Below are 25,260 nucleotides of genomic sequence, written 5' to 3'. Positions count from 1 at the left end.
AGGCATTCGAGATCCGGAGACAGAGAATGACGACCGTCCGGGAGACGATCCGGCAAGTGCGCGGCGAGGACGCCTCCGCCTTTCAGGCCCTGCGCCTCCAGGCGCTGCGCGAGGTGCCGACGGCCTTCGCCTCCAGCGTGGAGGAGGAGGCCGGACGATCGCTGGAAATGGTGCGGGAGCGGCTCGAGACGGCTCCGGACGCCGTCTTCGCGGCCTTCGACGGCGCGGCGATGATCGGCACGGCCGGCTTCCATGCGCAGAGCGGCCCGAAGCGCCGGCATCGCGGGCTGCTATGGGGCGTGTTCGTGGCGGGAGGGTATCGCGGCGGCGGCGTCGCGCGGGCGCTGGTCGAGCGGGTGATCGAGCATGCCGCGCAGCACGTGCTGATCCTCGAGGCCGGGGTCACCAGCGGCAACAAATCTGCCGCCTCGCTCTATGCGACGCTCGGCTTTGAGACGATCGGGACGTTGCGCAAGGCGCTGCTGGTCGATGGCGTCTTCCACGACGAGATCCTGCTGGCGCTGGATCTCACGACCCGGCGCTGATCGCCGGGCGCAGCGGCCGAAGGGGAGGGGGCGTCAGGCGCCGGCCTTGGCGGTGCGGCGCATGCCGTCGCGGGCGGGCGGGTAGCCGGGGTTGAGCGTCTGGGCGCGGGCGAAGGCGTTGTGCGCCGCGTCGCGCTCGCCGAGCTTCTCCAGCGCCAGGCCCTGGTTGGTCCAGCCCTGGTAGTTGTCCTTGTCGGCGCGGACGACGGCGTTGAAATCGTCGAGGGCTGCCTTGTAGTCGCCGGTGGCGAGATAGGACAGGCCGCGGCCCTGATGCGGCGCGACGGCGTTCGGCGCGTAGGTCATCGAGGACGTGAAGTCGGCGATCGCGTCGTCGTGGCGGCCCTGGCCCTGATAGATGAGGGCGCGGTTGTTATAGGCCTTGGGATCGGTCGGCTCGAGCTCGATCGCCTTGCTGAAATCGTTCAGCGCCAGGTCGATCTGGCCCTGCGAGCGGTAGAGGTTGCCGCGTCCGACATAGGCCTCGTTGTAGCTCGGATTGAGCTCGATCGAGCGATTGTAGTCGGAGAGTGCCTGACCGTTCTGCTTCAGATTGCGCAGGACGAGCGCGCGGTTGGAATAGGCCTGGTAGAAGCCCGGGTTGATCTCGATCGCCCGGTTGAAATCGGCCAGCGCCTGGTCGTAGCGGCCGGCGCGGCCGAGCGCGGTGCCGCGCACATTGTAGCCGGAGGCGTCGCTGGGGTTCTGGTTCACGACCGAGCTCAGCGACGAGATGTTCGCTTCCGAGCCCATGGCGCGGTCGACGTCGTTGCCGAAATCATGCGGCCCGGCGGATTGGCAGCCCGCGAGTGCGAGCGCGCCGAGCAACACGCCAGCGGCGGACAACACGCCCATGACAGAGGCCGGCGCGCGGACGCGTCCGGGCCCTGTCGCGGGCGTGTTGGCGGCCGAAATCCTGCTGAGCACCATCATGAGCCTTGCTCCCAAGCGGGCGCCCATGGCGTAGAAGATGGGCGCAGACATCAAAAAGCAACGAACCCGGCGAACCGGGCTCGTTACCTTGAAACTTCAAAGCGAAAAAGCAGGCGAAAGCAGGGCCGAGGCCCCGCTCGTCAGCGCTTCGGCTTGGGAGCAGCGACCAGACCGCCTTCGCGCTGGGCGCGCTTGCGAGCCAGCTTGCGGGCGCGGCGGACGGCTTCCGCCTTCTCGCGAGCCTTCTTCTCCGAGGGCTTCTCGTAGAAGTTGCGCAGCTTCATCTCACGGAAGATGCCTTCACGCTGCATCTTCTTCTTGAGAGCCTTGAGCGCCTGATCGACGTTGTTGTCGCGAACGAGTACCTGCACGCGGGAGCGTCCTATCTTGATCCGATCCGGATGAATTCTCGGGCGAGACGAGGAGCGCAGCGAAAGCCGCTAGGAAACTTCGTCCCGAATGTGGTCGCTCTCATAGCAGAAGCTTGACGCAAATGTCAAAGCAGAGAGCCGACGAAACAAGGGATTTTCGCGATTTTGCCGTTCGCCGGATGGTTTTCGCCGCAAGTTCCCGTGATGCGCGGCGGATTCGTCACGGCCGGATCGGACGCCGCGAAGAGAATCGGCGCCGGGCGGCGCCGGATGGGCGCGGCCCGAGTCGTTGGCCGGTTGTCGTCCGCGTGCTCGGAGAAAAAGAAAAGGCCCCCGCCGGAAGCAGGGGCCTTTCGATTGTCGTCGGCGCGCCGCCCGTGCGGGCAGGGCGCGATCCCGTCTCAGAGGTCTTCTTCGTCCTCGTCGACCGGGCCCTTCAGCGACTTCAGCTTGGCGAAGACGGCATCGGCGTCGAGCTCTTCGTCCTTCGGCTCCTCGCGGCGATAGGAGCGCAGCGCGGCGGCGGCGAGCGCGTCGGCGGCCGTCGTCTCTTCCGCCGGCAGCAGCACTTCGCCCTCGGCGCCCGGCTCGCGCGGCGGCGCGTTCTTGGCGGCCTTCTCGACTTCGAAATCGAGATCGATCTGCGAGCAGAGGCCGAGCGTCACCGGATCGGACGGCGCCAGATTGGCCGAATTCCAGTGGGTGCGGTCGCGAATCGAATCGATCGTCGGCTTGGTGGTGCCGACGAGGCGCATGATCGACGCGTCCTTCAGCTCGGGATGGTTCTTCAGAAGCCAGAGAATGGCGTTCGGACGGTCCTGGCGGCGCGAAACCGGGGTGTAGCGCGGACCCTTGCGCTTCTGCACCGGCACGCGGACGCGCGTCTCGGCCATCTTCAGCCGGTATTTCGGATCCTTCTGCGCGCGGTCGATCTCCTCGCGCGTCAGCTGGCCCGTCGACACCGGATCGAGACCCTTGATGGTGGTGGCCGCCTCGCCATCGGCGATCGCCTTCACCTCGAGGGGATGCAGCTTGCAGAAGTCGGCGATCTGGTCGAAGCCGAGAGAGGTATTCTCGACGAGCCAAACGGCGGTTGCCTTCGGCATCAGCGGGATAGTCGACATAATTCTCTCCTGGTCGCTCTCCCGGTGGTGGCCGGAGGAGCTGAACGTAGCGTCTGTATGACGGGGATGGCCGATATATAGACCGCCGCCTCGCCTGACGCAAACAAAGCTTGCGTCCCGGCCGATCTCAAAAACCCGTGACCAGGCCGGAAGCGGTGGCCGCCGGCCGCGTGCGCGGATCTCCACCGGAGGCCGTCGCAGTGGGTTCGGGAAGGCTTGCGGCCCCAGCGCGGAATGTCCGGTCGATGCGAGGAGAGCCCCTCACCCTCTTGTGGAGAGGTGAGGGGCGCTGACGTCTTGCCAACCTCCGACGTCTTGCCTGACCACTTGCCGGGCGCGTCTCGACGCGCGCCGGCATTCAGGGCCTGGAAGCGCTACGGCGTGGTCGCCGGGGGCTTTGCCGGCTCGGACGGGGTGCTCGGAGCGGCCGGGGCTGCCGGAGCAGGGGCCGGGGCGGGAGCCGGTTCGGCGGGCTTCGGAGCGGCCGGAGCGGGAGCCGGTTCGGCGGGCTTCGGGGCAGCAGGAGCGGGCGCGGGGGTCGACTGCTCGGCGGCCGGCGGCGTGGGATGAACAACCGGTGTCCGCGACTTCCACCAGAAATAGGCTATCACCAGAACGATGATAACCACGACGACCCAGACCCAAGTATTTTGGCGTTGCATGTTGTCCTCCGGGGTGCGAGCTGCACCGGCAGTCCCAATCTTACATCGAATCAACCCGTTCCACGAAGAGGAAACGTGTCATTACGTTTCGTCGGCTGCGGAAATTTACTCGTTTTCGGCCTCGGACGATATGATTTCGCCCTGTTTGAGCCTCCCGTCGCCGCGTTCGACAGGCGGACGACGCCGGAAACGCAAGGGCATCTTGCCCCGCCACGCACCCCCCGCCGGCACGGCAACCAACGGTGGCGGGGCGATCCGGTTTCACGAGCGGATCAGATTTCCTGCCGCTCGGGGGCGCAGTAGCTCGATTTCTCGCGAGAATCCGCGGTGCCCTTCACCTCTCCCTGAGGGAGACCTTCGCAGAACACCTCAAGGTCGCCATGCACGGCCCATGGGATAGGGCGCCGTCGCCCCGGCGGAGGCCGGGGCCCATGAACACCGGCCAGGAAAGCTTGGCTCAGCCGATCGGCCACTGGCCGGTGTGTCTGGATCCCGGCCTTCGCCGGGATGACGGCGGAGGGTGGCAAGCTCTGATCCACGCTATGAAGGCGGTGTTGCGCTAATGGGTCCTCAGGGAGAGGTGAGGGAAGCGTATTCGGACCCCTTCAATCACGCATTCCGGGTCAGACCGTCAGCACGATCTTGCCGATATGGCCGGAGCTCTCCATCAGGCGGTGCGCGGCGGCGGCCTCGGCGAGCGGGAAGGTGGCGTCGATGCGGGGGCGGATCGCGCCGCTCTCGATCAGCGGCCAGACCTTCTCCTGCAGCGCGGCGGCCAGCGCGCCCTTGAAGGCGGCGGTGCGCGGGCGGAGCGTCGAGCCGGTCAGCGTCAGCCGCTTGATCAGGAGCTTGTTGAAGTTCACCTCGACGACGGGGCCGTTCAGGAAGGCGATCTGGGCGATGCGGCCGTCGGTCGCCGCGGCGTCGAAATTGCGCTCGATATAGTCGCCGCCGACCATGTCGAGGATGACGTCGGCACCCCGCCCTTCGGTCGCGTCCTTCACCGCGACGACGAAATCCTCCTTGAGATAGTTGATGGCGCGGTTGGCGCCGAGCTCGATGCAGGCGGCGCATTTTTCTGCCGAGCCGGCCGTCGCCAGCACCGTGGCCCCGAAGGCGCGGCCGAGCTGGATCGCCGTCGTGCCGATGCCGGACGAGCCGCCATGCACGAGCAAGGTCTCGCCCGGCTTCAGGCCGGCACGCTCGAACACATTGTGCCAGACGGTGAAGAAGGTCTCCGGCAGGGCCGCCGCCTCGACCAGCGAAAGCCCGGCGGGGACGGGGAGGGCGTTGCTCTCGTGGACCGCGACATATTCGGCATAGCCGCCGCCGGCGACGAGCGCCGTCACGGCGGCGCCCAGCTGGAAGCGGCTCGCATTGCGGCCGAGCGCCACGACATGGCCGGAGACCTCGAGGCCGGGCAGGTCGGACGCGCCCTTCGGTGGCGGATAGTGGCCCTGGCGCTGAAATACGTCCGGCCGGTTGACGCCGGCAGCCGCCACCTGGATCAGGATTTCGTGCTCGAAGGGATGCGGCACCGGACGGGTCTCCGGCCGCAGGACATCCGGTCCACCGGGTTCCGAAATGGCCATGGCGGTCATGGTTTCGGGGATCGCAGTCACGGGCCGTCTCCTCTTGGTTCAGCGTCTTGGCTTCGCGCCCGACTGGCAGGCCGGGGCAATCTTGCTATCTTTGGACCAGACGGGAGCCAAAAACGAGACGGAGTGCGGAATGGCCCTATTCGACGACGTGCCGGTGGAAAAGCCGGCGCCACACAGGATCGGCGAGGATCTGGGGCGCCTGTCGATCGACGAACTGAATGAGCGGATCACCCTGCTGGAGGGCGAGATCGGGCGGCTGCGGGAGGCGATCGAGGCGAAAACGGCGTCGCGCGCGGCGGCTTCGTCGTTCTTCAAGAGCTGAACGGCGGCGGGCGAAAGGCGCCCCCGGCGGCCATTAACCATTCGTTAAGGTTAGGGGCGCGTAATCGTTTCGTCCAGCGATCTGGACGTGAGTGGTAACTTCTCTGTTGGACTCCTCCCTCTGTTGCCTCACAAGAGCCGTTTCCCGCGGCTCTTTTTTTGACTTCCGTCTTCATAGGCGTCAAAATCGGCAAAACTTGCGTTCCGTCTGAACCCGCTCGGGATTGACGTGTTGACGCAACGGAATGATTCCATGACAGACGACAGCCCTGGGCCCGTCGACGCGCCGATCGTATTCGGCCAGCGCTTCGCGTATTCGGACACCTTCCGCGGACTTTTCCGGGAGGGGATGCTGCTCGTCGAGGAGACCGCCGCCTATCTCGATGGCGATGGCCGCGTCGAATCGCGCGACCTGCCCAAGGGCGGCTCGCTCACCTACGCCACCGAATCGATGCGGCTGACGACGCGGCTGATGCAGCTCGCCTCGTGGCTGCTGCTGCAGCGCGCGGTCAACGAGGGCGAGATGACCTTCGAGCAGGCCGGCGCCGAGAAGGCCAAGGTGCGGCTGCGCGGCTTCGGCTCCATCGCCGAGGGGCCGGGCTGGGAAGACCTGCCGGAGCGGCTGCGCGACCTGATCGGCCGCTCGGTCCGGCTGCAGGAACGCGTGATCCGCCTCGACGACGCCATCTACAACGCCGCCAACGCCGACGCGCCGGCCGAAAACCCGGTCAGCCGCCAGCTCGGCCAGCTGGCGCGCGCCTTTGGCGGCGGGCGCGAGTAGGCCGAGGCCGGCTTCGTAGCGCCGAGACCTCGACGCGATAGGGGCGGGGCGGCCGATCGGTCGCCGAGACCTTTTCCCGCACTGCATTTCCAAAACTCGACCATCATCCTGAGGTGCTTCGCGTGAGCGAAGCCTCGAAGGAGGGTCCAGCAGGGCTCTGCGCCTTGCAGACGCATCCGCTTGCGTTCAGAGGTGTTTCCTGGACCTTCCTTCGAGGCCCGGCGTTGCCGGGCACCTCAGGATGATGGCCGTGCTGGTTCCACGCCGCTGACATGGCGGAGCCGTATGGGGTGAGGGGACCTGTGAAACCCCACGCAAACAAAAACCCCGGCCAGAGGCCGGGGTTTTGCATTCCGAAAGCGCTTCGGGCGGATTAGCCGCCGATGAAGCCCTTGAACTTGTTGTTGAAGCGCGAGACGCGGCCAGCGCGGTCCAGCAGCGTCTGGTTGCCGCCGGTCCAGGCCGGGTGCGTCGTCGGGTCGATGTCGAGGTTCATGACGGCGCCCTCTTCACCATAGGTCGACTTGGTGAAGTACTCGGTGCCGTTCGTCATCACGACCTTGATCGTGTGGTAGTCGGGATGAATGTCTTTCTTCATCGTCTGGTCCTCGCGGCTCGGTCCGTTCGGGACCGCATGGTCGTCGCCCGCCAAAGCGGAGGCGCCGTCCTGATCAATGGGAAAAACGGCTGCCTGCGACGGGCCGTCCTGTGGGGCGACGATATAGCCCAGCGTTCGGGCCGGCACAAGGGCCCGCTCGCCTTGAAACACCGCCGCCAGCAGTGCATCTAGGCGCCATCGGGGCAAAAGCCCCCGCGAACGACTGAGACGGGTGCCGATGGCGGTTCGAGACACGATGGCTAGAGACGCGGAAGGCGCTGCCGACCGGGCCGATCCTTCCAAGGCCCGCGATGACGCCAAGGCTGGCGACGACGCCAAGGCCCGCCGCCGTTCGCTCAGGCCGCTCGGCATGCTGGTGCCCTATGTGCTCCGCCGCAAGCCGCAGCTCCTCGGCGCCTGCCTGGCGCTCGTCGCCGCCGCGCTCGCGACCCTGACCGTGCCGCTCGCCGTCCGCCGCATGATCGACCACGGCTTCACCGCCGACAATGCCGGCACGATCAACGTCTATTTCATGGCGCTGATCGGCGTCGTCGCCGTGCTCGCCGTCGCCTCCAGCCTGCGCTTCTATTTCGTCACCTGGCTCGGCGAACGGGTCGTCGCCGATCTGCGCGCCGACGTCTTCCGTCATTTGGCGGCGCTCGGCATCGATTTCTTCGACCGCAACCGTTCCGGCGAGATCGCCTCGCGGCTCACCGCCGACACGACGCAGATCAAGGCGGTCGCCGGCGCCAACATTTCGATCGCGCTGCGCAATGTGGTGATGTTCATGGGCGGCGTGGCGATGATGATCGTCACCAGTCCCAAGCTCTCCGGCCTCGTGCTGCTGGCGCTGCCGATCGTCGTGCTGCCGCTGGTCGGCTTCGGCCGCCGCGTCCGGATGCGCTCGCGCAAGGCGCAGGACATGCTGGCCGACGCCTCCGCCTATGCCTCGGAGGCGATCGGCGCGGTCCGCATCATCCAGGCCTTCACGGCCGAGGCGAGCGTGGCGCGGCGCTTCGCGACCAGCGTCGAGGGCGCCTTCATCGCCGCCCGCAACTCGACCATGGCGCGCGCGGCGCTGACCGGCTTCGGCATCTTCATGGTCTTCGCCAGCATGGTCGCCGTGCTCTGGTGGGGCGCGCAGGACGTGCTCGCCGGGCGGATGACCCCCGGCACGCTCGGCCAGTTCCTGATCTATGCCGTGATCGCCGCCGGCGCGCTCGGCGAGCTCTCGCAGGTCTGGGGCGACATTGCGAACGCCACCGGTGCCGCCGAGCGGCTGGCCGAGATCCTGGCGGAAAAGCCGTCCATCGCCGCGCCGGCGAGGCCGGTTTCTCTCGCCGAGCCGGTCAAGGGCGCGATCGCCTTCGAGGGCGTCGGTTTCGGCTATCCGGAGGGCGGGCGCGGCGCCGCCATTCACCATGTCGGCTTCCACGTTAAGCCGGGCGAGCGGGTCGCCGTCGTCGGTCCCTCCGGCGCGGGCAAGAGCACGCTCTTCAACCTGATCCTGCGCTTCTATGATCCGCAGCAGGGGCGGGTGACGGTCGACGGCGTCGATGTCCGTGCGCTCGATCCGGTGGCGCTGCGCCGCCACATCGCGATCGTGCCGCAGGATACGGTCATCTTCGCCGCCAGCGCGGCGGAGAACATCGCGATCGGCCGGCCGGGCGCGGATCCGGGCGCCATCCGCCACGCCGCCGTCTCTGCCTATGCCGACAGCTTCCTGCAGGCGCTGCCGGAGGGCTACGAGACCGAGCTCGGCGAGCGTGGCGTCACGCTCTCGGGCGGCCAGCGCCAGCGCATCGCCATCGCCCGCGCCATCCTGAAGGATGCGCCGATCCTGCTGCTCGACGAGGCGACGAGCGCGCTCGACGCCGAGAGCGAGGTCGCGGTGCAGTCGGCACTCGACGAGCTGATGGTCGGCCGCACAACGATCGTCATCGCGCACCGGCTCGCGACCATCCTGAAGGCCGACCGCATCCTCGTCATGGATGGCGGCGCCATCGTCGAGGAAGGCACGCATGACGAGCTGGTGCGCCAGGGCGGGCTCTACGCCCGCCTGGCCCGCCTGCAGTTCCGCGAGGACGCCGCCTGAGGGGCGGGGGGCGGCTCTTCCAGGCAGATCGATCGGCTCCGACATCATCCTGAGGTGCTTCGCGCCAGCGAAGCCTCGAAGGAGGGTCCAGCGAAGCTCCGAAACAACCGAGATCCGAACCGCCTCCCGAATGTAGCCTCCTGGACCCTCCTTCGAGGTCCGGCTCCGCCGGGCACCTCAGGATGATGGCTGAGTTTTGGGAATTCAGACTGGCAGAACGCTCTCGGCGAGAGCAGCTAGCAGACCTGCCGACTGGTAGCGATTGCGCGCCGGCGATCGTCCACGCTCGCCGTCATCCCGGGCTTGACCCGGGATCCATGCAGCCGAAGCGCGGGGTGTCGATCCTCCCGGGGACCCGGCTGAATGGATCCCCGCCGTCGCGGGGATGACGGGGGGAGGCGTGCGAAGGCTCGTCTGACAGAAACCGCGGTCTACCGTTCCGTCAATTTCAGCTCGATGCGGCGGTTCTTGGCGTAGGCGGCTTCGGTCGAGCCCTGTTCCAGCGGCTGGTATTCGCCGAAGCCGGCGGCGACCAGGTGGATCGGCTGCACGCCCTGCTCGACCAGGAAGCGGACGACCGCGATGGCGCGGGCCGACGACAGTTCCCAGTTGTTGCGGAAGCGCCCCGAGCCGGAGAGCGGCCGGGCGTCGGTGTGGCCGTCGACGCGCAGCACCCAGGCGATCTCAGGCGGGATCTCGCCCTCGAGCGTCTTCAGCGCCTCGGCGAGCTTGGTCATCTCGACCCGGCCCTCGGCGTTGATCTCGTCCGAACCCGACGGGAACAGCACCTCGGACTGGAAGACGAAGCGGTCGCCGACGACGGTGATGTCGGGCCGGTTGCCGAGGATCTCGCGCAGGCGGCCGAAGAAGTCGGAGCGATAGCGCGACAGTTCCTGCACGCGCTGCGCCAGCGCGACGTTCAGCCGGCGGCCGAGATCGGCGATCTTGGTCTGGCTCTCGGTGTCGCGCTTCTCCGAGGCGTTCAACGCCTCCTCCAGCGCGCCGATCTGGCGGCGGAGCGCGGCGATCTGCTGGTTCAGGATCTCGACCTGCGACAGCGCCTTCTGGCTGACGACCTTCTCGTTTTCCAGCGCCTTGGTGATGATGGCGATCTGGCCCTCAGCCGATCCGGCGGCAGCCGACTGGCTGTCGGCGGCGCTCTTCAGCCGGTCGCGCTCGGCTTCCGCGGAGGCGAGGCTCGCCTGCAGGTTGGCGAGCTGGTCGGCCGAATCCTGCTTGCCGGCCCGCTCCATGGCGAGGAGCTCGGTCAGCTCGGCGATCTGGCTGTTCAGCCGGTTCAGCACCGTGTCCTTGCCGGTGATCTCGCGGCTCTGCAGGAACTGTAGCAGCGCGAAGATCGAGAGCAGGAAGATGAAGACGAGCAGGAGGTTCGACAGCACGTCGACGAAGGCGGGCCAGACGTCCGTCCTGGCCTCACGGCGGCGTCCGCGGGCGGCCACGCTACTCTCCGGCCGGCTGCTTGAGGGCCTTGGCGATCAGTTCCAGAAGCTGCTGCATCTCGCGCTGCTGCTCGGCCTGCTGCTCAACCCAGCCCCGCACCACCTGCTGCTCGCTGCGCATGTGCTGCACCAGCCCCTGGATGCCCTCGGCGAGATTGGCCATGGCGGCGGTGGCGCGCTGGGTGGAGCCGCCGGAACCGCCGCCGCCCTCCTGCACCGCCGCGGTCAGCCGCTCGATCGCGACGCGAAGGTCCTCGCCGGTCGAGGCGCCCTCGCGCACGTCGAGCATGCTCGGATCGAGGTCGGTGACGGTGGAGAGCCAGTCTTCCAGCTCGGTATAGAACTTGTTCTGCGCCTGGCCGGCCTGCAGGTCGAGGAAGCCGAGGATCAGCGAGCCGGCGAGACCGAACAGCGAGGACGAGAACGCCGTGCCCATGCCGGTCAGCGGACCCTCGAGGCCGGATTTCAGATCCTCGAAGATCACGGCGCTGTCGCCGGTGCCGATGTTGAGGCTGCGGATGGCGTCGGCGACGGCGCTGACCGTTTCGAGCAGGCCCCAGAAGGTGCCGAGCAGGCCGAGGAAGATGAGCAGGCCGGTCAAGTAGCGCGAGGTGTCGCGGTCCTCGTCGAGGCGCATCAGGATCGAATCGAGCACCGAGCGCATGGTCTGGGTCGAGATCGACATGCGGCCGATGCGATCGCCGAGGATCGCCGCCATCGGCGCCAGCAGCACGGGCGCGCGTTCCAGCTCGATCGAGCGGTCGGAATTGCGGAAGCCGTTGACCCAGCGGATCTCCGGGAAGATGCGGATCACCTGGCGGAAGGCCAGCAGGATGCCGATGAACAGCACGCCGATGATGACGCCGTTCAGCGCCGGATTGGCGAGGAAGGACGTATAGACCTGGCGATAGAGGATCAGGGCGACGAACGCGGCGATCACCAGGAATACGATCATCCGCCAGAGATACACTTGCGGACTGGCAAGCTTGTAGGGGTCGAAATCTCTTGCCATTGGTTTCCGCCGGATCGCGCTGCGTCTCGTTTCACCCTGCACGCATCGGCCAGAACCGTGGCCGAAGAAACGCGCCAAGTCCGTGCCGGGGCCTCGGAAGAAGCCGATCACGCCCCGGCGCTCAAGGTTTAGCGTGATTTGCCGCAGGATAGGAAGAGCCTAGGGGCCGTATTAACGCGCCGCCTCGGAAAGAGGCGGCGCTTTCCTCCCGCGACGGGAGCCGGGGTCAGGCGACCTCGCGCTCCAGTTCCGCGTTCCACTGGCCGAGCGCCGCGAGGCCGTTCATCCGGCAGCGATGCAGGAAGGCCTGCTGGCCGGCCGCGACATTCTCCGGCTTGCCGCCCCAGGCCTTGAGCGCCGCCGCCTGCAGGGCGCGGCCATAGGAGAAGGTGATGCCCCAGGGCAGGTCGCCAATGGCGTTGATGAGCGAGAGATGCTCGGTCGCCAGCTCGTCCGACTGGCCGCCGGAGAGGAAGGCGATGCCCGGGACCGAGGTCGGCACGGCGGCGTGGAACACGGCGACGGTGCGCTCGGCCACTTCGGACGGGGAAGCCTTCTGGCCGCTGTCCTTGCCCGGCACGACCATGTTCGGCTTCAGGATGATGCCGGAGAGATCGACGCGGGCGCGATCGAGCTCGTCGAACACGACGCGCAGCGTTGCTTCGGTCACCTTGTGACAGGTCTCGATCGTGTGGGTGGCGTTCGGGTTGTCCATCAGGACTTCCGGCTCGACGATCGGGACGATGCCGTTTTCCTGGCAGAGCGCCGCGTAGCGGGCGAGCGCGTGCGCGTTGGCGGAGAGGGCGCCCGGCGTCGGCAGGGTCTCGCCGATGGTGATCACCGCCCGCCACTTGGCGAAGCGCGCGCCGAGCTTGTGATATTCGACCAGGCGCTCGCGCAGGCCGTCCAGGCCCTCGGTGACGGTCTCGCCGGGGTGGAAGGCGAGGGCCTTGGCGCCCGTGTCGACCTTGATGCCGGGAATCGAGCCCGTCGCGGTGATCAGCTCGACCAGCGCCCGGCCGTCCTTCGCCTGCTGGCGGATCGTCTCGTCGAACAGGATGACGCCGGAGACGTGGTTGCGCATGGCCTGGTCGGCCGAGAACAGCATCTCGCGGTAATCGCGGCGGGCGTCGGCCGTCGAGGCGAGGTTGATGCTGTCGAAACGCTTCTTGATCGTGCTCGAGCTCTCATCCGCCGCCAGAATGCCCTTTCCGGGCGCGACGAGACGACGGGCAATATCCTGAAGGCTTTCGGTCATGCGGGGCGATCTCTTGCAAAGCGCGGACCCGGACCGTCCGGGTCTCCCGGCAGTTGCATAACTCGCCATGTTAGATTTTGCACTGCAAAATAAAACAACTTCCGAACTCGATGAGCTCGGAAGTTGTTTGATCGACCTGATCAAATTATCGCAAAGACCGTAGTTTTGCTGCGCTGCGGACTAAAACGATTTAAGTGTTGCGGCGCAATACCTCGACGCCGGGCAGCGGCTTGCCTTCCAGCCATTCGAGGAAGGCGCCGCCGGCCGTCGAGACATAGGAGAAGTCGTCGGCGACGCCGGCGTGATTGAGCGCCGCCACCGTGTCGCCGCCGCCGGCGACCGAGAGCAGGTGGCCTTCCTTGGTGCGCTTCGCCGCGTGGCGGGCGGCCTCGACCGTGCCGCGATCGAACGGCTCCAGCTCGAAAGCGCCGAGCGGGCCGTTCCAGACCAGCGTCGCCGCGTCGTCGATCGCCGCGTTGATGCGCTCGACCGACAGGCCGCCGACGTCGAGGATCATGCCGTCCTCGGGGATCGCCTCGACGCCATAGGTCTGGTTCGGGGCATGCGCCTCGAAATGATAGGCGACGGTGGCGTCGACCGGCAGGATGATGGCGCAGTTGGCGGTCTCGGCCTTGGCCAGAATGCGGCGGGCGGTGTCGGCGAGATCCTTCTCGCAGAGCGACTTGCCGACCGGCAGGCCTTGCGCGTGCAGGAAGGTGTTGGCCATGCCGCCGCCGATCACCAGCGCGTCGACCTTGCCGACCAGGTTTTCCAGGAGGTCGATCTTGGACGAGACCTTGGCGCCGCCGACGATGGCGATCACCGGGCGCTTCGGGCTGGTCAGCGCCTTTTCCAGCGCCTCCAGCTCGGCCTGCATCGAGCGGCCGGCATAGGCGGGCAGCTGGTGGGCGAGGCCCTCGGTCGAGGAATGGGCGCGGTGCGCGGCGGAGAAGGCGTCGTTGACATAGACGTCGCCGAGCTCGGCGAGTGCCGCCGTGAAGATCGGGTCGTTCTTCTCTTCGCCCTTGTGGAAGCGGGTGTTTTCCAGGAGCAGCACGTCGCCGTCCGACATCTTGGCGATCGCCTGGGCGGCGTCGTTGCCGATGCAGTCATTGGCGAAGGCGACGGGGCTGCCGAGCAGCGTCTCCAGCGCCGGCACGACGGGCGCGAGCGACATGTCGGCGACGCGCTCGCCCTTCGGGCGGCCGAAATGCGCCAAGAGGATCGCCTTGCCGCCGCGCTTGGTGACGTCGCGCACCGTCGGCAGGATGGCGCGGATGCGGGTGTCGTCGGTGACCCGGCCGTCCTTCATCGGGACGTTCAGGTCGACGCGGATCAGGACGCGCTTGCCCTTGATTTCGGCGGTATCGAGGGTGCGGAAGGTCGACATGCGCGCTCTCTCCTTGTGGGCGAATGCGCCCTCAAATGTGAAAATGGCCCGGAACGTGTCCGGGCCATCAGGTTCTAGCTGATCTCGTTTCGACGGATCAAATCGTCTTTGCCAATTCGCTCAGAGGACCTTGGCGAAATAGGCCGTCATGTCGGCCATGCGGTTCGAGAAGCCCCACTCGTTGTCGTACCAGGCCAGCACGCGGACGAAGGTGCCGTCGATGACCTTGGTCTGGTCGAGGTGGAACGTCGCCGAATGCGGGTCGTGGTTGAAGTCGTGCGAGACGTTCGGCTGGTCGGTGACGGCGAGGACGCCCTTGAGCGGGCCGGCAGCCGCCGCCTTCATCGCCGCGTTGATCTCTTCGACCGTGGTCGGGCGCTTGGCGACGAACTTCAGGTCGATGAGCGAGACGTTCGGGGTCGGCACGCGGATCGACGAGCCGTCGAGCTTGCCCTTGAGCTCCGGGATCACCAGGCCGATCGCCTTGGCGGCGCCGGTCGAGGTCGGGATCGAGGAAAGGGCCGCCGCGCGGGCGCGGTAGAGGTCCTTGTGCATGGTGTCGAGCGTCGGCTGGTCGCCGGTGTAGGAATGCACCGTCGTCATGAAGCCGTGCTCGATGCCGACCGTGTCCTGCAGGACCTTGGCGACCGGCGCCAGGCAGTTGGTGGTGCAGGAACCGTTCGAGATCACCAGGTGGTCCTTGGTCAGGCCCTCATGGTTGACGCCCAGCACGGCGGTGTAGTCGGCGCCGTCGGCGGGAGCCGAGACGATGACGCGCTTGGCACCGGCTGCGAGATGGGCGGCGGCCTTCTCGCGCGAGGTGAAGATGCCGGTGCACTCGAGCGCGATGTCGATGCCGAGCTCCTTGTGCGGCAGCTCCGCCGGGTTCTTGATCGCCGTGACCTTGATGCGGCGGTCGCCGATGACGAGCGTGTCGCCGTCGACGATCACCTCATGCGGGAAGCGGCCATGGACCGAATCGAAGCGGAGCAGGTGGGCGTTCGTCTCGACCGGGCCGAGATCGTTGACCGCGACGACCTCGATGTCGGTCCGGCCCGACTCGACGATCGCCCGAAGGATGTTCCGGCCGATCCTGCCGAACCCGTTGATAGCAACCCGCACCGCCATATTCGCTCTCCTTGAGGCGCGCGCCGCGCCTTCGTCCGTTTCGGCCGGGCGCATTTGCCCGGCCATGGTTCAGTTCGTGATTCAGGCGTTGGTGTTCAACCGCGCCAGCGCCGCATCGGCGGCATGCTGCGCCGTGATGCCGAAATACTCGTACAGCTGGTCGGCCGGCGCGCTGGCGCCGAAGCCGTTCATGCCGATGAAGATGCCGTCGACGCCGATGAAGCGGTCCCAGCCGAGACGGATGGCGGCCTCAATGCCGACGCGGACCTTCGAATTGCCGATGGTCGCCGCCTTGTAGGCGTCGTCCTGCAGCTCGAACAGCTCGAAGCTCGGCACCGAGACGACGCGGGCCGTGCGGCCGGCTTCCTCGATCTTCGCCTTGGCGTTGACGGCGATCTCGACCTCGGAACCCGTCGCGAACAGCGTCACGTCGGCGGTCTCCGGACCGGCGATCAGATAGGCGCCGCGGGCCGACTTGTTCTCCGAGACGTGCTCGGTGCGCAGCGTCGGCAGGTTCTGGCGCGACAGCGCGAGAACCGACGGATTGTGCGGGCTCTCGATCGCGATCTGCCAGACTTCGGCCACTTCGACCGCGTCGGCCGGACGGAAGACGCGCAGATGCGGGATCGCCCGGAGTGCCGCGACATGCTCCACCGGCTGGTGGGTCGGGCCGTCTTCGCCGAGGCCGATCGAGTCATGCGTCATGACGTAGATCACGCGCTCGCCCATCAGCGCCGACAGGCGGATGGCCGGACGGGCATAGTCGGTGAACACCAGGAAGGTGCCGCCATACGGGATGAAGCCGCCATGCAGCGCGATGCCGTTCATCGCCGCCGACATGCCGAACTCGCGGATGCCGTAGTGGATGTAGCGGCCGGAATAGTCGTCCGGGGTCAGCGGCTGCTGCGCCTTGGCGCGGGTCAGGTTCGAGCCGGTGAGGTCGGCCGAGCCGCCAGCCAGTTCCGGAACCACGGTCGCCAGCATGTCGAGCGCCATTTCGGACGACTTGCGGGTGGCGACCTTCGGCTTCGTCTCCGACAGGGTCTTCTTGTAGGCGTCGACGGCGGCGTCGAGGCCGGCCGGCAGCTCGCCCTTCATGCGGCGCTCGAATTCCGAACGCACGGCGGCGTCGGCGGCGGCGAGGCGGGCCTCCCACGCGGCGCGCGGTTCAGCCGACTTGGCGGCGGCGCCATGCCAGGCGGCGTAGACGTCGTCCGGGATCTCGAACGGCGCGTAGGGCCAGCCGAGCGCCTCGCGGGCGCCGGCGATTTCCTTGTCGCCGAGCGCCGAGCCGTGCGAGGCATGGCTGTCGGCCTTGGTCGGCGCGCCGTAGCCGATGATCGTCTTGCAGGCGATCAGGGTCGGGCGGTCGGAATTGCGGGCGCGCTCGATGGCCGCGGCGACTTCCTCCGGATCGAGGCCGTCGACGCGCTCGGCGTTCCAGCCGCTCGCCTTGAAGCGGGCCACCTGGTCGACCGAGGTCGAGAGATCGGTGTGGCCGTCGATGGTGATGCCGTTGTCGTCGAACAGGACGATAAGCTTGTTGAGCTTCAGATGGCCGGCGAGATCGATCGCCTCATGGCTGACGCCTTCCATCAGGCAGCCGTCGCCCGCGATCACATAGGTGTAGTGATCGACGAGGTCGGCGCCGTATTCGGCGGCGAGCATGCGCTCGGCCAGCGCGAAGCCGACCGACATGGCGAGACCCTGGCCGAGCGGACCCGTCGTCGTCTCGACGCCGGGCGTCATGAAGTTCTCGGGATGACCCGGGGTCTTCGAATGAAGCTGGCGGAAATTCTGCAGTTCGCTGATCGGCAGTTCCTTCGAGCCGAGCAGGTGCAGGACGGAATAGATCAGCATCGAGCCATGGCCGGCCGACAGGATGAAGCGATCCCGGTCGGGCCAGAACGGCGCGTTGACATCGTATTTCAGGAACCGCGAAAACAGCACCGTGGCGACGTCGGCCATGCCCATCGGCATGCCGGGATGGCCGGACTTGGCCTTTTCGACCGAATCCATCGCGAGCGCACGGATGGCGTTTGCCATGCGCTTGTGAGTTTCAGGAGCTGTCATCTCTGCTTCCACGCTTGTGGGCCGGGCCACTGCTCGCTTGTCGGGCAGTCGCGCGGCCGCGTTGTTCTGTGGGGTAACTACCAGGCCGCCGGACCGTCGCGGAAAGGCGCTGCGACAAATAACAGACCCCCCTTGTGAGTCAATCTCGCGACCTGTCGCAGAGAGCCTGCTGCAACCGCCGCGAGCCCCCGGAAATCCGGGAAAACGGCCGCTTCCGGATAAGCCCAGGATAAGCCATTGACGCCCTGTTTCGGGCCTGCCTAATGTCCGGAACGATTTCTGACCGCATGCGACAGGGAGATTCCGCCGAGAATGCGAGGGGCGTCGCCCATTGAAGGTGCGTTGCGGCGCTTGAGTGCGGCGCTGGACGGGCTGGAGGGAGCGGTCGACAGACGGCTCAACGCCGGTGTGCGCCTCGGCGAAATCGAAACGGAAATGCAGCGGATCGGCCTTGATCGCTCGCGTCTGGCGCAGTCAGTCGACGCGGCCGAAGCCCGCTCCGAGCGGCTCGAAGAGGCCAACAAGGAAGTCTCCCGCCGTCTCGTCGCCGCCATGGAAACGATTCGCTCCGTGCTCGAACGGCAGGACGGCTGAGCCATGTCGCAGGTCAGCGTCACCATCAACGGCAAGACCTACCGGATGGCCTGCGACGACGGCCAGGAGGCCCATCTCGAGGGCCTCGCCGATCGTCTCAATGAAATCATCGGCCAGCTGCGCCAGAGTTTTGGCGAGATCGGCGACCAGCGCCTGACCGTCATGGCGGCGATCACCATGGGCGACGACCTCGCCGAATCACGGCGCCAGGTCCGCCGGCTCGAGGCCGAGCTCGCCGCGATGAACGAGACCAAGGCGGCTGTCATCGCGCGCTACGAGGAAGCGGAAGCGAACGTCGCGCGCGTCGTCGACCTCGCGGCGAGCCGCCTCGAGAGCCTCGCCGAGAAGCTCGTCGCCGGCGACAAGCGCGACTGATCCCGACCTTCCGCCGTCGCAGCACTGGAAAAGCGAGACCTTCCCAGCTGATCGTGCCGAGATCGCTGGCTAAGCGTCCTGCGGTCGCCTATATTTGTCCTCGGCGAGGCTGCGCGGTGCGACAGGAGATCACAATTCCCCGGGGCCTTATCGATCCAAAAGGGAGCTGTCCCTGACCGGAGCCCTGGTTCCGGACATACGGCGCCCACCTACGCTGTAGGTTCCCGGGATCGATCACTCCATCGGCCCATCGTGGCTCGCCACCCTTCCTTCTCTCCCGCAATCGTTCTATGGCCGTGGCTTCCGACCCCGCCGCGACGATCCGGGCTGACATGACGACCGAGACGGATACCACCACCAAGAATCAGCTGCGCGCCGCCGCGCTCGCCCGGCGCGACGGGCTCTCGATTGCCGCGCGCCAGCACGCCGTCGACGGCTTCCTGCGCCACGGCGTCGAGTGGTTCGAGCCGGCGGGCCGCATCGTCTCCGGCTACTGGCCGATTCGCAGCGAGGCGGATCCGCGTCCGCTGATCGAAGGCGCGCGCGCCGCCGGCGCCACCATCGCGCTGCCCGTGCTCGTCGATGCCGAGACGCTGCGCTTCCGCCGCTGGGAGGCCGGGGCGGAGCTGCATCCGGCCGGTTTCGGCACCGTCGGCCCGTCGGCGGACGCGCCCTTCGTCATGCCGGATGTCATCCTGCTGCCGCTCGCCGCCTTCGATCGGCGCGGCCACCGGATCGGCTACGGCAAGGGCCACTATGACCGCGCCGTCGCCGCCATCTTCGCGTCCGGCGCACGCCCGCTTCTGGTCGGGCTTGCCTTCGCGGTTCAGGAGGTCGACAAAGTTCCTTTTGAGACGCACGACATCCCCCTCGACTACATCCTGACCGAGGCTGAACGGATCACTGCGCTGAAATCCGGCTGACCGATCAAGGGGGTTCGTGTGCGACTGCTTTTCCTGGGGGATATCGTTGGCCGGACGGGCCGCAACGCCGTCATCGACCAGCTGCCGGGGCTGATTGACCGTTACAGGCTCGATTTCGTCGTCATCAATGGCGAGAATGCCGCCGGCGGCTTCGGCATGACCGAGGACATCGTCCGTGACGTGCTTGACGCCGGCGCCGACGTCATCACCACCGGCAACCACGCCTTCGACCAGCGCGAGGCGCTCGTCTTCTCCGAGCGGCAGCCGCGCTTCCTGCGCCCCGTCAATTATCCGATCGGCACGCCCGGGAAAGGCGCCAATCTCTTCATCGCCCGCAACGGTGCCCGCGTCCTCGTCGTCAACGCCATGGGCCGCGTCTTCATGGATGCGCTCGACGATCCGTTCGCGGCGGTCGACCGCGAGGTCTCGGCCTGTCCGCTCGGCGAGCAGGCGGACGCCATCATCATCGATTTCCACGCCGAGGCGACGAGCGAGAAGCAGGCGGTCGGCCATCATCTCGACGGCCGCGTCACCCTCGTCGTCGGCACGCATACCCATGTGCCGACCTCGGATTGCCGCATCCTGCCGGGCGGCACCGCCTACCAGTCGGACGCCGGCATGTGCGGCGATTATGATTCGGTGCTCGGCATGGACAAGGAAGAGCCGGTGCGCCGCTTCCTGACCAAGATCCCCTCCGGCCGCTTCCAGCCCTCGAACGGCCCGGCGACCTTGTGCGGGCTCTGCGTCGACGTCGACGACACCACCGGGCTCGCCCGCGCCGTCTCGCCGCTCGCCCTCGGCGGCGTGCTCGAGGAGCGGTTGCCGACCTTCTGGGGTTGACGGCGGTCGTCATTCCGTGATGGGAGAGGCAAACGCTTCCCCCATTTCAGATTTGCTCCGTCCGGGCGGGTACCGCCGGACGATGCTGCAGGAGTTTCGCCCATGGCCCGCTCGGCCCTTCTCAACGTCATGGTCAACGCCGTCACGAAGGCCGGCCGCCCGCTCGCCCGCGATTTCGGCGAGATCGAGAACCTGCAGGTTTCGATGAAGGGCCCGGCCGAATTCGTCGCCGCCGCCGACCGCAAGGCCGGCCAGGCGCTGGTGGCGGAGCTGACCAAGGGCCGCCCCGGCTACGGCTTCCTGACCAAGGATCGCGGCGTCCTCGCCGGCTCGGACGAGACCCACCGCTGGATCCTCGACCCGCTCGCCGGCGCCAGCAACTTCCTGCACGGCATTCCCGTCTTCGGCGTCGCGCTGGCGCTGGAGCGGGAAGGGCAGATCGTCGCGGCCGTGCTGTTCAATCCGGTCACCAACGATCTCTACGTCTCCGAGCGCGGCGGCGGGGTGTTCATGAACGATCGCCGCCTGCGCGTCGCCGGTCGCGTCGCGCTCGCCGATTCCGTGATCGGCACCAGCATTCCCCATCTCGGCACGCCCGACCATGCCGGCGCCATCCGCAAGATGCAGAACGTCATGATCGAAGTGGCGGGCCTGCGCGCCAGCGGTTCGCCGGCCTTCGATCTCGCCGCCGTCGCCGCCGGTCGCCTCGACGGCTTCTGGCAGGAAGGCCTGCAGCCCTGGGATATCGCGGCCGGCACGCTGTTCGTCCGCGAGGCCGGCGGCAAGAGCACCGATCTCTGGGGCGGCGAGAAGATGATCGACACCAAGTCGATCTGCGCCGGCAACGAGAAGATCCAGGCCCGCCTGCTCACCGCCATCACCGCCCGCTGATCGGTTCCGCGGAGCGCGACGGCTTGAACCCCGTCGTGCTTTCGCCATAAGGCTGTGGCGTTTTTCCGGAGCGTTCTCGAAAGCGACCATGGCCAAGAAGAAAAAAGCCCCTCCGCCGGAGCCGTTTGCGCGCCTCTGCCTCGTCACGCCGGCGGGTCTCGACCCCGAGGCTTTCGCGCCGGTGCTCGACGCCGCGCTGAAGGCGGGCGACGTAGCGACGCTGTTCATCGTCTCCGAAACGTCGAACTCCGGCGAATTGCAGCGCATCGCCGAGGCGCTGGTGCCGGTTGCCCAGGCCAATGGCGTCGCCGCGATCGTCGCGAACGATACGCGCCTGTTCGGCCGCGCCCGCGCCGACGGCCTGCATGTCGATACCGGCCTCGCCGAGCTGAAGGACGCCATCGAGGCGCTGAGGCCCGACCATATCGTCGGCGCCGGCGGCGTCGCGACGCGGCACGACGCCATGCTCGCGGCCGAAACCGACTGCGACTACATCTTCTTCGGCCGCTTCGACGGCGACACCGGCCCGCAGAGCTTCGACAAGAGCTTCGACCTCGCCGCGTGGTGGTCGGCCATGTTCGAGATCCCCGCGATCGTGATGGGCGGCAACACGCTCGCCTCGGTCGAGCCCGCTGTCGACGCCCATATCGAGTTCGTGGCGCTGCGCTCGGCGATCTGGAACCATGCCGACGGTCCGGCGGCGGCGGTGGCCGAAGTCAACCGCATCCTCGCGGCGCGCCAGGCCGAAACCGCCCCATGACAAGCCGGGCCGCGATCCTTGCTGTGCTTCTGCTCGGAACGGCCTTGCCGGCGATCGGCGCCGAGAAGGCGCCGCCCGTGCCGGTCGCCAAGCCGGCCACCGCCAGCGGCGGGCTGACGACCGGCTCGACGAAGCCGGCGGAGCAGAAGCCGGTGACGGTCGAACCGGTGCTCGGCGGCAGCACGCTCGGCGTTCCGCCGCCGGCCGCCGGGCTGATGCCGAACGCCGACGACCTCCTGAAGTCCGGCCGCGCGCTCAACGACGAGGGCGAGGGCGACCAGGCTTTCGGCGCCTTCCAGCGCGGGCTCTATCTGACCGCCTTCACCGTGGCGATATCGCGGGCCGAACGCGGCGACGCCGCGGCGGCGACGCTGCTCGGCCGCCTCTATGGCGAGGGCCTCGGCGTCAAGCAGAACGACAAGGCCGCCGCCGCCTGGTACCAGCAGGGGGCGCTCGCCGGCGATCCCAACGCGCAGCTGGCGCTGGGCCTGCTCTATCTCGACGGCCGCGGCGTCAAGAAGGACCGCGCCAAGGCGGCCGACGCGTTCGAGCAGGCGGCCGAATGGAACGAGCCGCAGGCGCTCTACAATCTCGGCCTGCTCTATCTCGACGGCACGGTGCGGCCGAAGGATTCCGAAAAGGCGGCGTCGCTGTTCAGCAAGTCGGCCGGGCAGGGCAACATCGACGCGCAGTTCGCGCTGTCGCAGCTCTATGCCGAGGGCGAGGGCGTGCTGCTCGACGACGGCATCTCGACGATGTGGATGGCGAAGGCGGCAAAGGCCGGCCATCCCGACGCGGCGGTCGAATACGGCATCCGCCTGTTCAACGGCATCGGCACCAAGAAGGACATCATCGCCGCCGCCGGCTGGTTCCGTCGCGCGGCCGAATCCGGCAATCCGGTCGGCCAGAACCGCTATGCCCGCGTGCTCGCCACCGGCATGGGAACGCCGCGCGATCCGGTCCAGGCGGCGCGTTGGCACCTGATCGCCTCGAAGCTCGGCGTCAAGGACGCCTGGCTGGACGATTTCGTCTCCAAGCTCTCCGACGCCGACCGCAAGGCGGCCGAGATCGCAGCGGAACGCTGGCCCGCCGGGGGGTAGACGACTTTATTTCAGGTCGTCTTCCCCCTATAAGCGGGGCGATCGCGCGGTGCTGCGCCGCCCAATTATTTGCTGATAGGACGCCTCCGATGGCCGGACATTCACAATTCAAGAACATCATGCACCGCAAGGGTGCCGCCGACGCCAAGCGCTCGAAAGCCTTCGCCAAGCTGGCGCGTGAAATCACCGTCGCCGCCAAGCTCGGTCTGCCGGACCCGAAGATGAATTCGCGCCTGCGCCTGGCCATCCAGAACGCCCGCGCGGAAAACATGCCCAAGGACGTTGTCGATCGCGCCATCAAGAAGGCGGCCGGCGCCGATGGCGAGAACTATGACGAGATGCGCTACGAGGGTTACGGCCCCGGCGGCATCGCCGTCGTCGTCGAGGCGCTGACCGACAACAAGAACCGCACGGCGAGCGCGGTGCGCTCCTATTTCACCCGCTCCGGCGGCGCGCTCGGTGAAACCGGCGCGGTTTCCTTCATGTTCGATCACGTCGGCCAGATCCTGTACAAGGCCGAGGTCGGTTCGGCCGACAAGGTGCTCGAGGCGGCGATCGAAGCCGGCGCCGACGACGTGCAGAGCAGCGAGGACGGCCACGAGATCATCACCGCCTTCGAGAATTTGAGCGACGTTTCTAAGGCGCTCGAGGAGACGCTGGGCGAGCCGGAATCGGTCAAGGCGATCTGGAAGCCGCAGAACCTCGTCCCCGTCGACGAGGAAAAGGCGGCCGGCGTGATGAAGCTGATCGACGCGCTCGACGACGATGACGACGTCCAGAACGTCTACACCAACTTCGAAGTCTCCGACGAAGTCATGCAGAAGCTGACCGCCGCCTGAGGCATCGCCTGTCATTCCGCGAAGGCAAGACCCTCCCTTCGGGGAGGGTTTTTTTATTGGGGCGTGACTCTTGGCGGGAGGGCGGCTCGATGCCGACCAAGCTGCGCGGCCCATCGGCAGGGCATCGTCGCCCCGGCGGAGGCCGGGGCCCATAAACACCGTCCTCGAAAGCTTGGCTCAGCCTATCGGCCACCGGCCTGAGTGTCTGGATCCCGGCCTTCGCCGGGATGACGGTCGAGGGTGGCATGGCAGGGCCGGCCACCTTGCCGCAGGCCGCTCGACGGCGGGCGCCGGCGCGCTACTTGCTCCCACGCGATCCTCGCGTTCGGCCGATCCGGCCTGGGAGCCCATCATGCGACTGGCAATACTGGCATCCACCGCCTTTCTGGCGCTGCAATCCGTGACCGCATCGGCGCAGGGCGCCATGCCCGAGCGGGTCGGCGGCACCGTCGTGAGCTTCAGCGGCGACCAACTGACCATGAAGACCGCCGACGGCCAGTCCGAGACGGTCAACCTGCCGGCCTCGGTCAACGTCACCGCGCTGGTCAACCGCAAGCTCAGCGACATCAAGGCCGGCGACTATGTCGGCTCGGCCGCCGTCAAGGGCGCCGACGGCAAGCTGCATGCGCAGGAAGTGCACATCTTCGCCGAAAGCATGCGTGGGGCAGGCGAGGGGCAGCGGCCGATGTCGGGCGCCGGCCGCTCGATGACCAACGCCACCGTCACCACCGTGATCGCCGATCCCACGGGGCAGACCCTGCGGCTGAAATACAAGGGCGGCGAGCAGGACATCGAGGTCGGCCCCGAGGCGCGGATCGTCGCCATCATCCCCGGCGACCGCGCGCTGCTGAAGCCCGGCGCCGCCGTTTCCCTCTTCGTCGAGAAGGCGTCCGACGGCAGCCTCCGCGCCCGTGCCGTGCAGGCCGAGAAGGACGGCGTCAAGCCGCTCTGACGGCGGCCTGACCGCCTGTTTTCATCGGCGCGCGGTCGATGCGGCGCGCCGATGTTCTCCGAATGTTCTTCACAAGTGCGCGAGGGTCGGCTAGGCCTTTGGCATGAACCATACGATTCGCATCATCGGCATCGACCCCGGCCTCCGGCGCACCGGCTGGGGCATCGTCGACAGCCGCGGCAACCAGCTCTCCTTCGTCGCCTCCGGCACGGTCAAGGCGCAGCTGGACGGCGAGCTGGCGCACCGCCTGGTGACGCTGCATCAGGGCCTCACCGCCGTGATGGCGCAGTACAGCCCGGACGAGGCGGCGGTGGAGCAGACCTTCGTCAACAAGGACGCCGGCGCGACGCTGAAGCTCGGCCATGCGCGCGGCATCGCGCTGCTGGTGCCGGCGCTCGCCGGACTGTCGGTGGCGGAATATTCGCCGAACGCGGTCAAGAAGACGATCGTCGGCGCCGGCCACGCCGACAAGGAGCAGATCCGCATGATGGTGAAGGTGCTGCTGCCCAAGGCGGAGTTCGACACCGACGACGCGGCGGATGCGCTCGGCATCGCGATCTGCCACGTTCATCATCGCGTCTCGCTCGCCCGCATGATGCGGACGGCGTGACATCAGGCAAGGCGCAGCCCGGCA

25 protein-coding genes and 1 other RNA gene are annotated in these 25,260 nt (G+C 67.5%); 15 read left to right on the top strand and 11 right to left on the bottom strand.

What is annotated here, in order from left to right:
- Positions 1-26: 26 nt before the first annotated feature.
- Complete coding sequence (locus K32_RS17790) at positions 27-545, top strand: GNAT family N-acetyltransferase (RefSeq protein ID WP_201400798.1); 519 nt, start codon at positions 27-29, stop codon at positions 543-545.
- Between the two features lie 33 nt (positions 546-578).
- Here the strand turns inward: K32_RS17790 and K32_RS17785 are convergent, their stop codons facing one another.
- The 4 genes from K32_RS17785 to K32_RS17770 form a co-directional block, all read right to left on the bottom strand.
- Positions 579-1,478, bottom strand: a complete 900-nt coding sequence (locus K32_RS17785) for a tetratricopeptide repeat protein (protein ID WP_201400797.1) — start codon at positions 1,476-1,478, stop codon at positions 579-581.
- A gap of 140 nt (positions 1,479-1,618) precedes the next feature.
- The gene (rpsU, locus tag K32_RS17780; protein WP_201400796.1) at positions 1,619-1,849 is read right to left on the bottom strand and encodes a 30S ribosomal protein S21; all 231 of its coding nucleotides are present in this window, start codon (positions 1,847-1,849) and stop codon (positions 1,619-1,621) included.
- A gap of 401 nt (positions 1,850-2,250) precedes the next feature.
- A complete protein-coding gene (locus K32_RS17775; protein ID WP_201400795.1) occupies positions 2,251-2,973 on the bottom strand; it encodes a DUF1013 domain-containing protein in 723 nt (240 codons plus the stop codon).
- 1,285 nt (positions 2,974-4,258) lie between these two features.
- A complete protein-coding gene (locus K32_RS17770) occupies positions 4,259-5,257 on the bottom strand; it encodes an NAD(P)H-quinone oxidoreductase (RefSeq protein ID WP_201400794.1) in 999 nt (332 codons plus the stop codon).
- On the opposite strand from K32_RS17770, the gene K32_RS25090 reads away from it, so the two are divergent.
- Together K32_RS25090 and K32_RS17760 are read left to right on the top strand one after the other, a co-directional pair.
- Positions 5,226-5,558 (top strand): DUF1192 domain-containing protein, encoded by a 333-nt coding sequence (locus K32_RS25090; protein WP_371812707.1) that lies wholly within the window; start codon positions 5,226-5,228, stop codon positions 5,556-5,558. The two genes, K32_RS17770 and K32_RS25090, sit on opposite strands and share 32 nt — an antisense overlap.
- Positions 5,559-5,810: 252 nt before the next feature.
- The gene (locus K32_RS17760) at positions 5,811-6,338 is read left to right on the top strand and encodes a DUF1465 family protein (RefSeq protein ID WP_201400793.1); all 528 of its coding nucleotides are present in this window, start codon (positions 5,811-5,813) and stop codon (positions 6,336-6,338) included.
- Between the two features lie 373 nt (positions 6,339-6,711).
- On the opposite strand, the gene rpmE is transcribed toward K32_RS17760, so the two are convergent.
- Positions 6,712-6,936 (bottom strand): 50S ribosomal protein L31, encoded by a 225-nt coding sequence (gene rpmE, locus K32_RS17755; RefSeq protein ID WP_201400792.1) that lies wholly within the window; start codon positions 6,934-6,936, stop codon positions 6,712-6,714.
- Between the two features lie 256 nt (positions 6,937-7,192).
- Between rpmE and K32_RS17750 the strand changes: the two genes are divergently transcribed.
- Positions 7,193-9,031, top strand: coding sequence for an ABC transporter transmembrane domain-containing protein (locus tag K32_RS17750; protein WP_201400791.1), 1,839 nt, complete (start codon positions 7,193-7,195; stop codon positions 9,029-9,031).
- Between the two features lie 431 nt (positions 9,032-9,462).
- Here K32_RS17750 and K32_RS17745 read toward each other — a convergent pair whose 3' ends face one another.
- The 6 genes from K32_RS17745 to tkt all read right to left on the bottom strand — a co-directional run bounded on the left by K32_RS17745 (position 9,463) and on the right by tkt (position 17,352).
- Positions 9,463-10,491 carry a peptidoglycan -binding protein gene (locus tag K32_RS17745; protein ID WP_201400790.1) on the bottom strand — a complete coding sequence of 343 codons (1,029 nt, stop codon included), beginning with the start codon at positions 10,489-10,491 and terminating at the stop codon, positions 9,463-9,465.
- 1 nt (position 10,492) lies between these two features.
- Positions 10,493-11,503 carry a flagellar motor protein MotA gene (locus K32_RS17740; protein WP_201400789.1) on the bottom strand — a complete coding sequence of 337 codons (1,011 nt, stop codon included), beginning with the start codon at positions 11,501-11,503 and terminating at the stop codon, positions 10,493-10,495.
- 226 nt (positions 11,504-11,729) lie between these two features.
- Positions 11,730-12,761 carry a class I fructose-bisphosphate aldolase gene (locus tag K32_RS17735; RefSeq protein ID WP_201400788.1) on the bottom strand — a complete coding sequence of 344 codons (1,032 nt, stop codon included), beginning with the start codon at positions 12,759-12,761 and terminating at the stop codon, positions 11,730-11,732.
- Positions 12,762-12,951: 190 nt separating this feature from the next.
- Complete coding sequence (gene pgk / locus K32_RS17730) at positions 12,952-14,151, bottom strand: phosphoglycerate kinase (RefSeq protein WP_201400787.1); 1,200 nt, start codon at positions 14,149-14,151, stop codon at positions 12,952-12,954.
- 120 nt (positions 14,152-14,271) lie between these two features.
- Positions 14,272-15,279 (bottom strand): type I glyceraldehyde-3-phosphate dehydrogenase, encoded by a 1,008-nt coding sequence (gene gap, locus K32_RS17725; protein ID WP_201400786.1) that lies wholly within the window; start codon positions 15,277-15,279, stop codon positions 14,272-14,274.
- An 81-nt stretch (positions 15,280-15,360) separates the two neighbouring features.
- The gene (gene tkt, locus K32_RS17720; protein WP_201400785.1) at positions 15,361-17,352 is read right to left on the bottom strand and encodes a transketolase; all 1,992 of its coding nucleotides are present in this window, start codon (positions 17,350-17,352) and stop codon (positions 15,361-15,363) included.
- Positions 17,353-17,664: 312 nt separating this feature from the next.
- Between tkt and K32_RS17715 the strand changes: the two genes are divergently transcribed.
- The 11 genes from K32_RS17715 (at position 17,665) to ruvC (ending at position 25,236) form a co-directional block, all read left to right on the top strand.
- On the top strand, positions 17,665-17,946 hold the full coding sequence (locus tag K32_RS17715) for a DUF4164 domain-containing protein (RefSeq protein ID WP_201400784.1): 282 nt from the start codon (positions 17,665-17,667) through the stop codon (positions 17,944-17,946).
- Between the two features lie 3 nt (positions 17,947-17,949).
- A complete protein-coding gene (locus tag K32_RS17710; RefSeq protein ID WP_201400783.1) occupies positions 17,950-18,321 on the top strand; it encodes a cell division protein ZapA in 372 nt (123 codons plus the stop codon).
- A 103-nt stretch (positions 18,322-18,424) separates the two neighbouring features.
- Positions 18,425-18,583: non-coding RNA, 6S RNA (gene ssrS / locus K32_RS17705), on the top strand.
- Positions 18,584-18,653: 70 nt separating this feature from the next.
- The gene (locus K32_RS17700) at positions 18,654-19,244 is read left to right on the top strand and encodes a 5-formyltetrahydrofolate cyclo-ligase (RefSeq protein WP_201400782.1); all 591 of its coding nucleotides are present in this window, start codon (positions 18,654-18,656) and stop codon (positions 19,242-19,244) included.
- 18 nt (positions 19,245-19,262) lie between these two features.
- Positions 19,263-20,084: a TIGR00282 family metallophosphoesterase gene (locus K32_RS17695; RefSeq protein ID WP_201400781.1), complete on the top strand. Its 822-nt coding sequence runs from the start codon at positions 19,263-19,265 to the stop codon at positions 20,082-20,084.
- 102 nt (positions 20,085-20,186) lie between these two features.
- The gene (locus K32_RS17690; RefSeq protein ID WP_201400780.1) at positions 20,187-20,975 is read left to right on the top strand and encodes an inositol monophosphatase family protein; all 789 of its coding nucleotides are present in this window, start codon (positions 20,187-20,189) and stop codon (positions 20,973-20,975) included.
- Positions 20,976-21,063: 88 nt separating this feature from the next.
- Positions 21,064-21,735, top strand: a complete 672-nt coding sequence (locus tag K32_RS17685; RefSeq protein ID WP_201400779.1) for a thiamine phosphate synthase — start codon at positions 21,064-21,066, stop codon at positions 21,733-21,735.
- Entirely contained in the window at positions 21,732-22,835 is a 1,104-nt protein-coding gene (locus K32_RS17680; protein ID WP_201400778.1) for a tetratricopeptide repeat protein, read from the top strand. Before K32_RS17685 ends, K32_RS17680 begins: the two co-directional genes overlap by 4 nt.
- Before the next feature lie 89 nt (positions 22,836-22,924).
- Positions 22,925-23,674, top strand: a complete 750-nt coding sequence (locus K32_RS17675) for a YebC/PmpR family DNA-binding transcriptional regulator (RefSeq protein WP_201400777.1) — start codon at positions 22,925-22,927, stop codon at positions 23,672-23,674.
- Between the two features lie 352 nt (positions 23,675-24,026).
- Positions 24,027-24,626 carry a hypothetical protein gene (locus K32_RS17670; protein ID WP_201400776.1) on the top strand — a complete coding sequence of 200 codons (600 nt, stop codon included), beginning with the start codon at positions 24,027-24,029 and terminating at the stop codon, positions 24,624-24,626.
- Between the two features lie 103 nt (positions 24,627-24,729).
- Positions 24,730-25,236, top strand: coding sequence for a crossover junction endodeoxyribonuclease RuvC (ruvC, locus tag K32_RS17665; RefSeq protein WP_201400775.1), 507 nt, complete (start codon positions 24,730-24,732; stop codon positions 25,234-25,236).
- Positions 25,237-25,260: the final 24 nt, after the last annotated feature.

It is taken from the genome of Kaistia sp. 32K (genome assembly GCF_016629525.1).
Lineage (GTDB): Bacteria > Pseudomonadota > Alphaproteobacteria > Rhizobiales > Kaistiaceae > Kaistia.
Note: the sequence above shows the minus strand (reverse complement) of the source record. Positions and strands in the feature narration are given on the sequence as shown.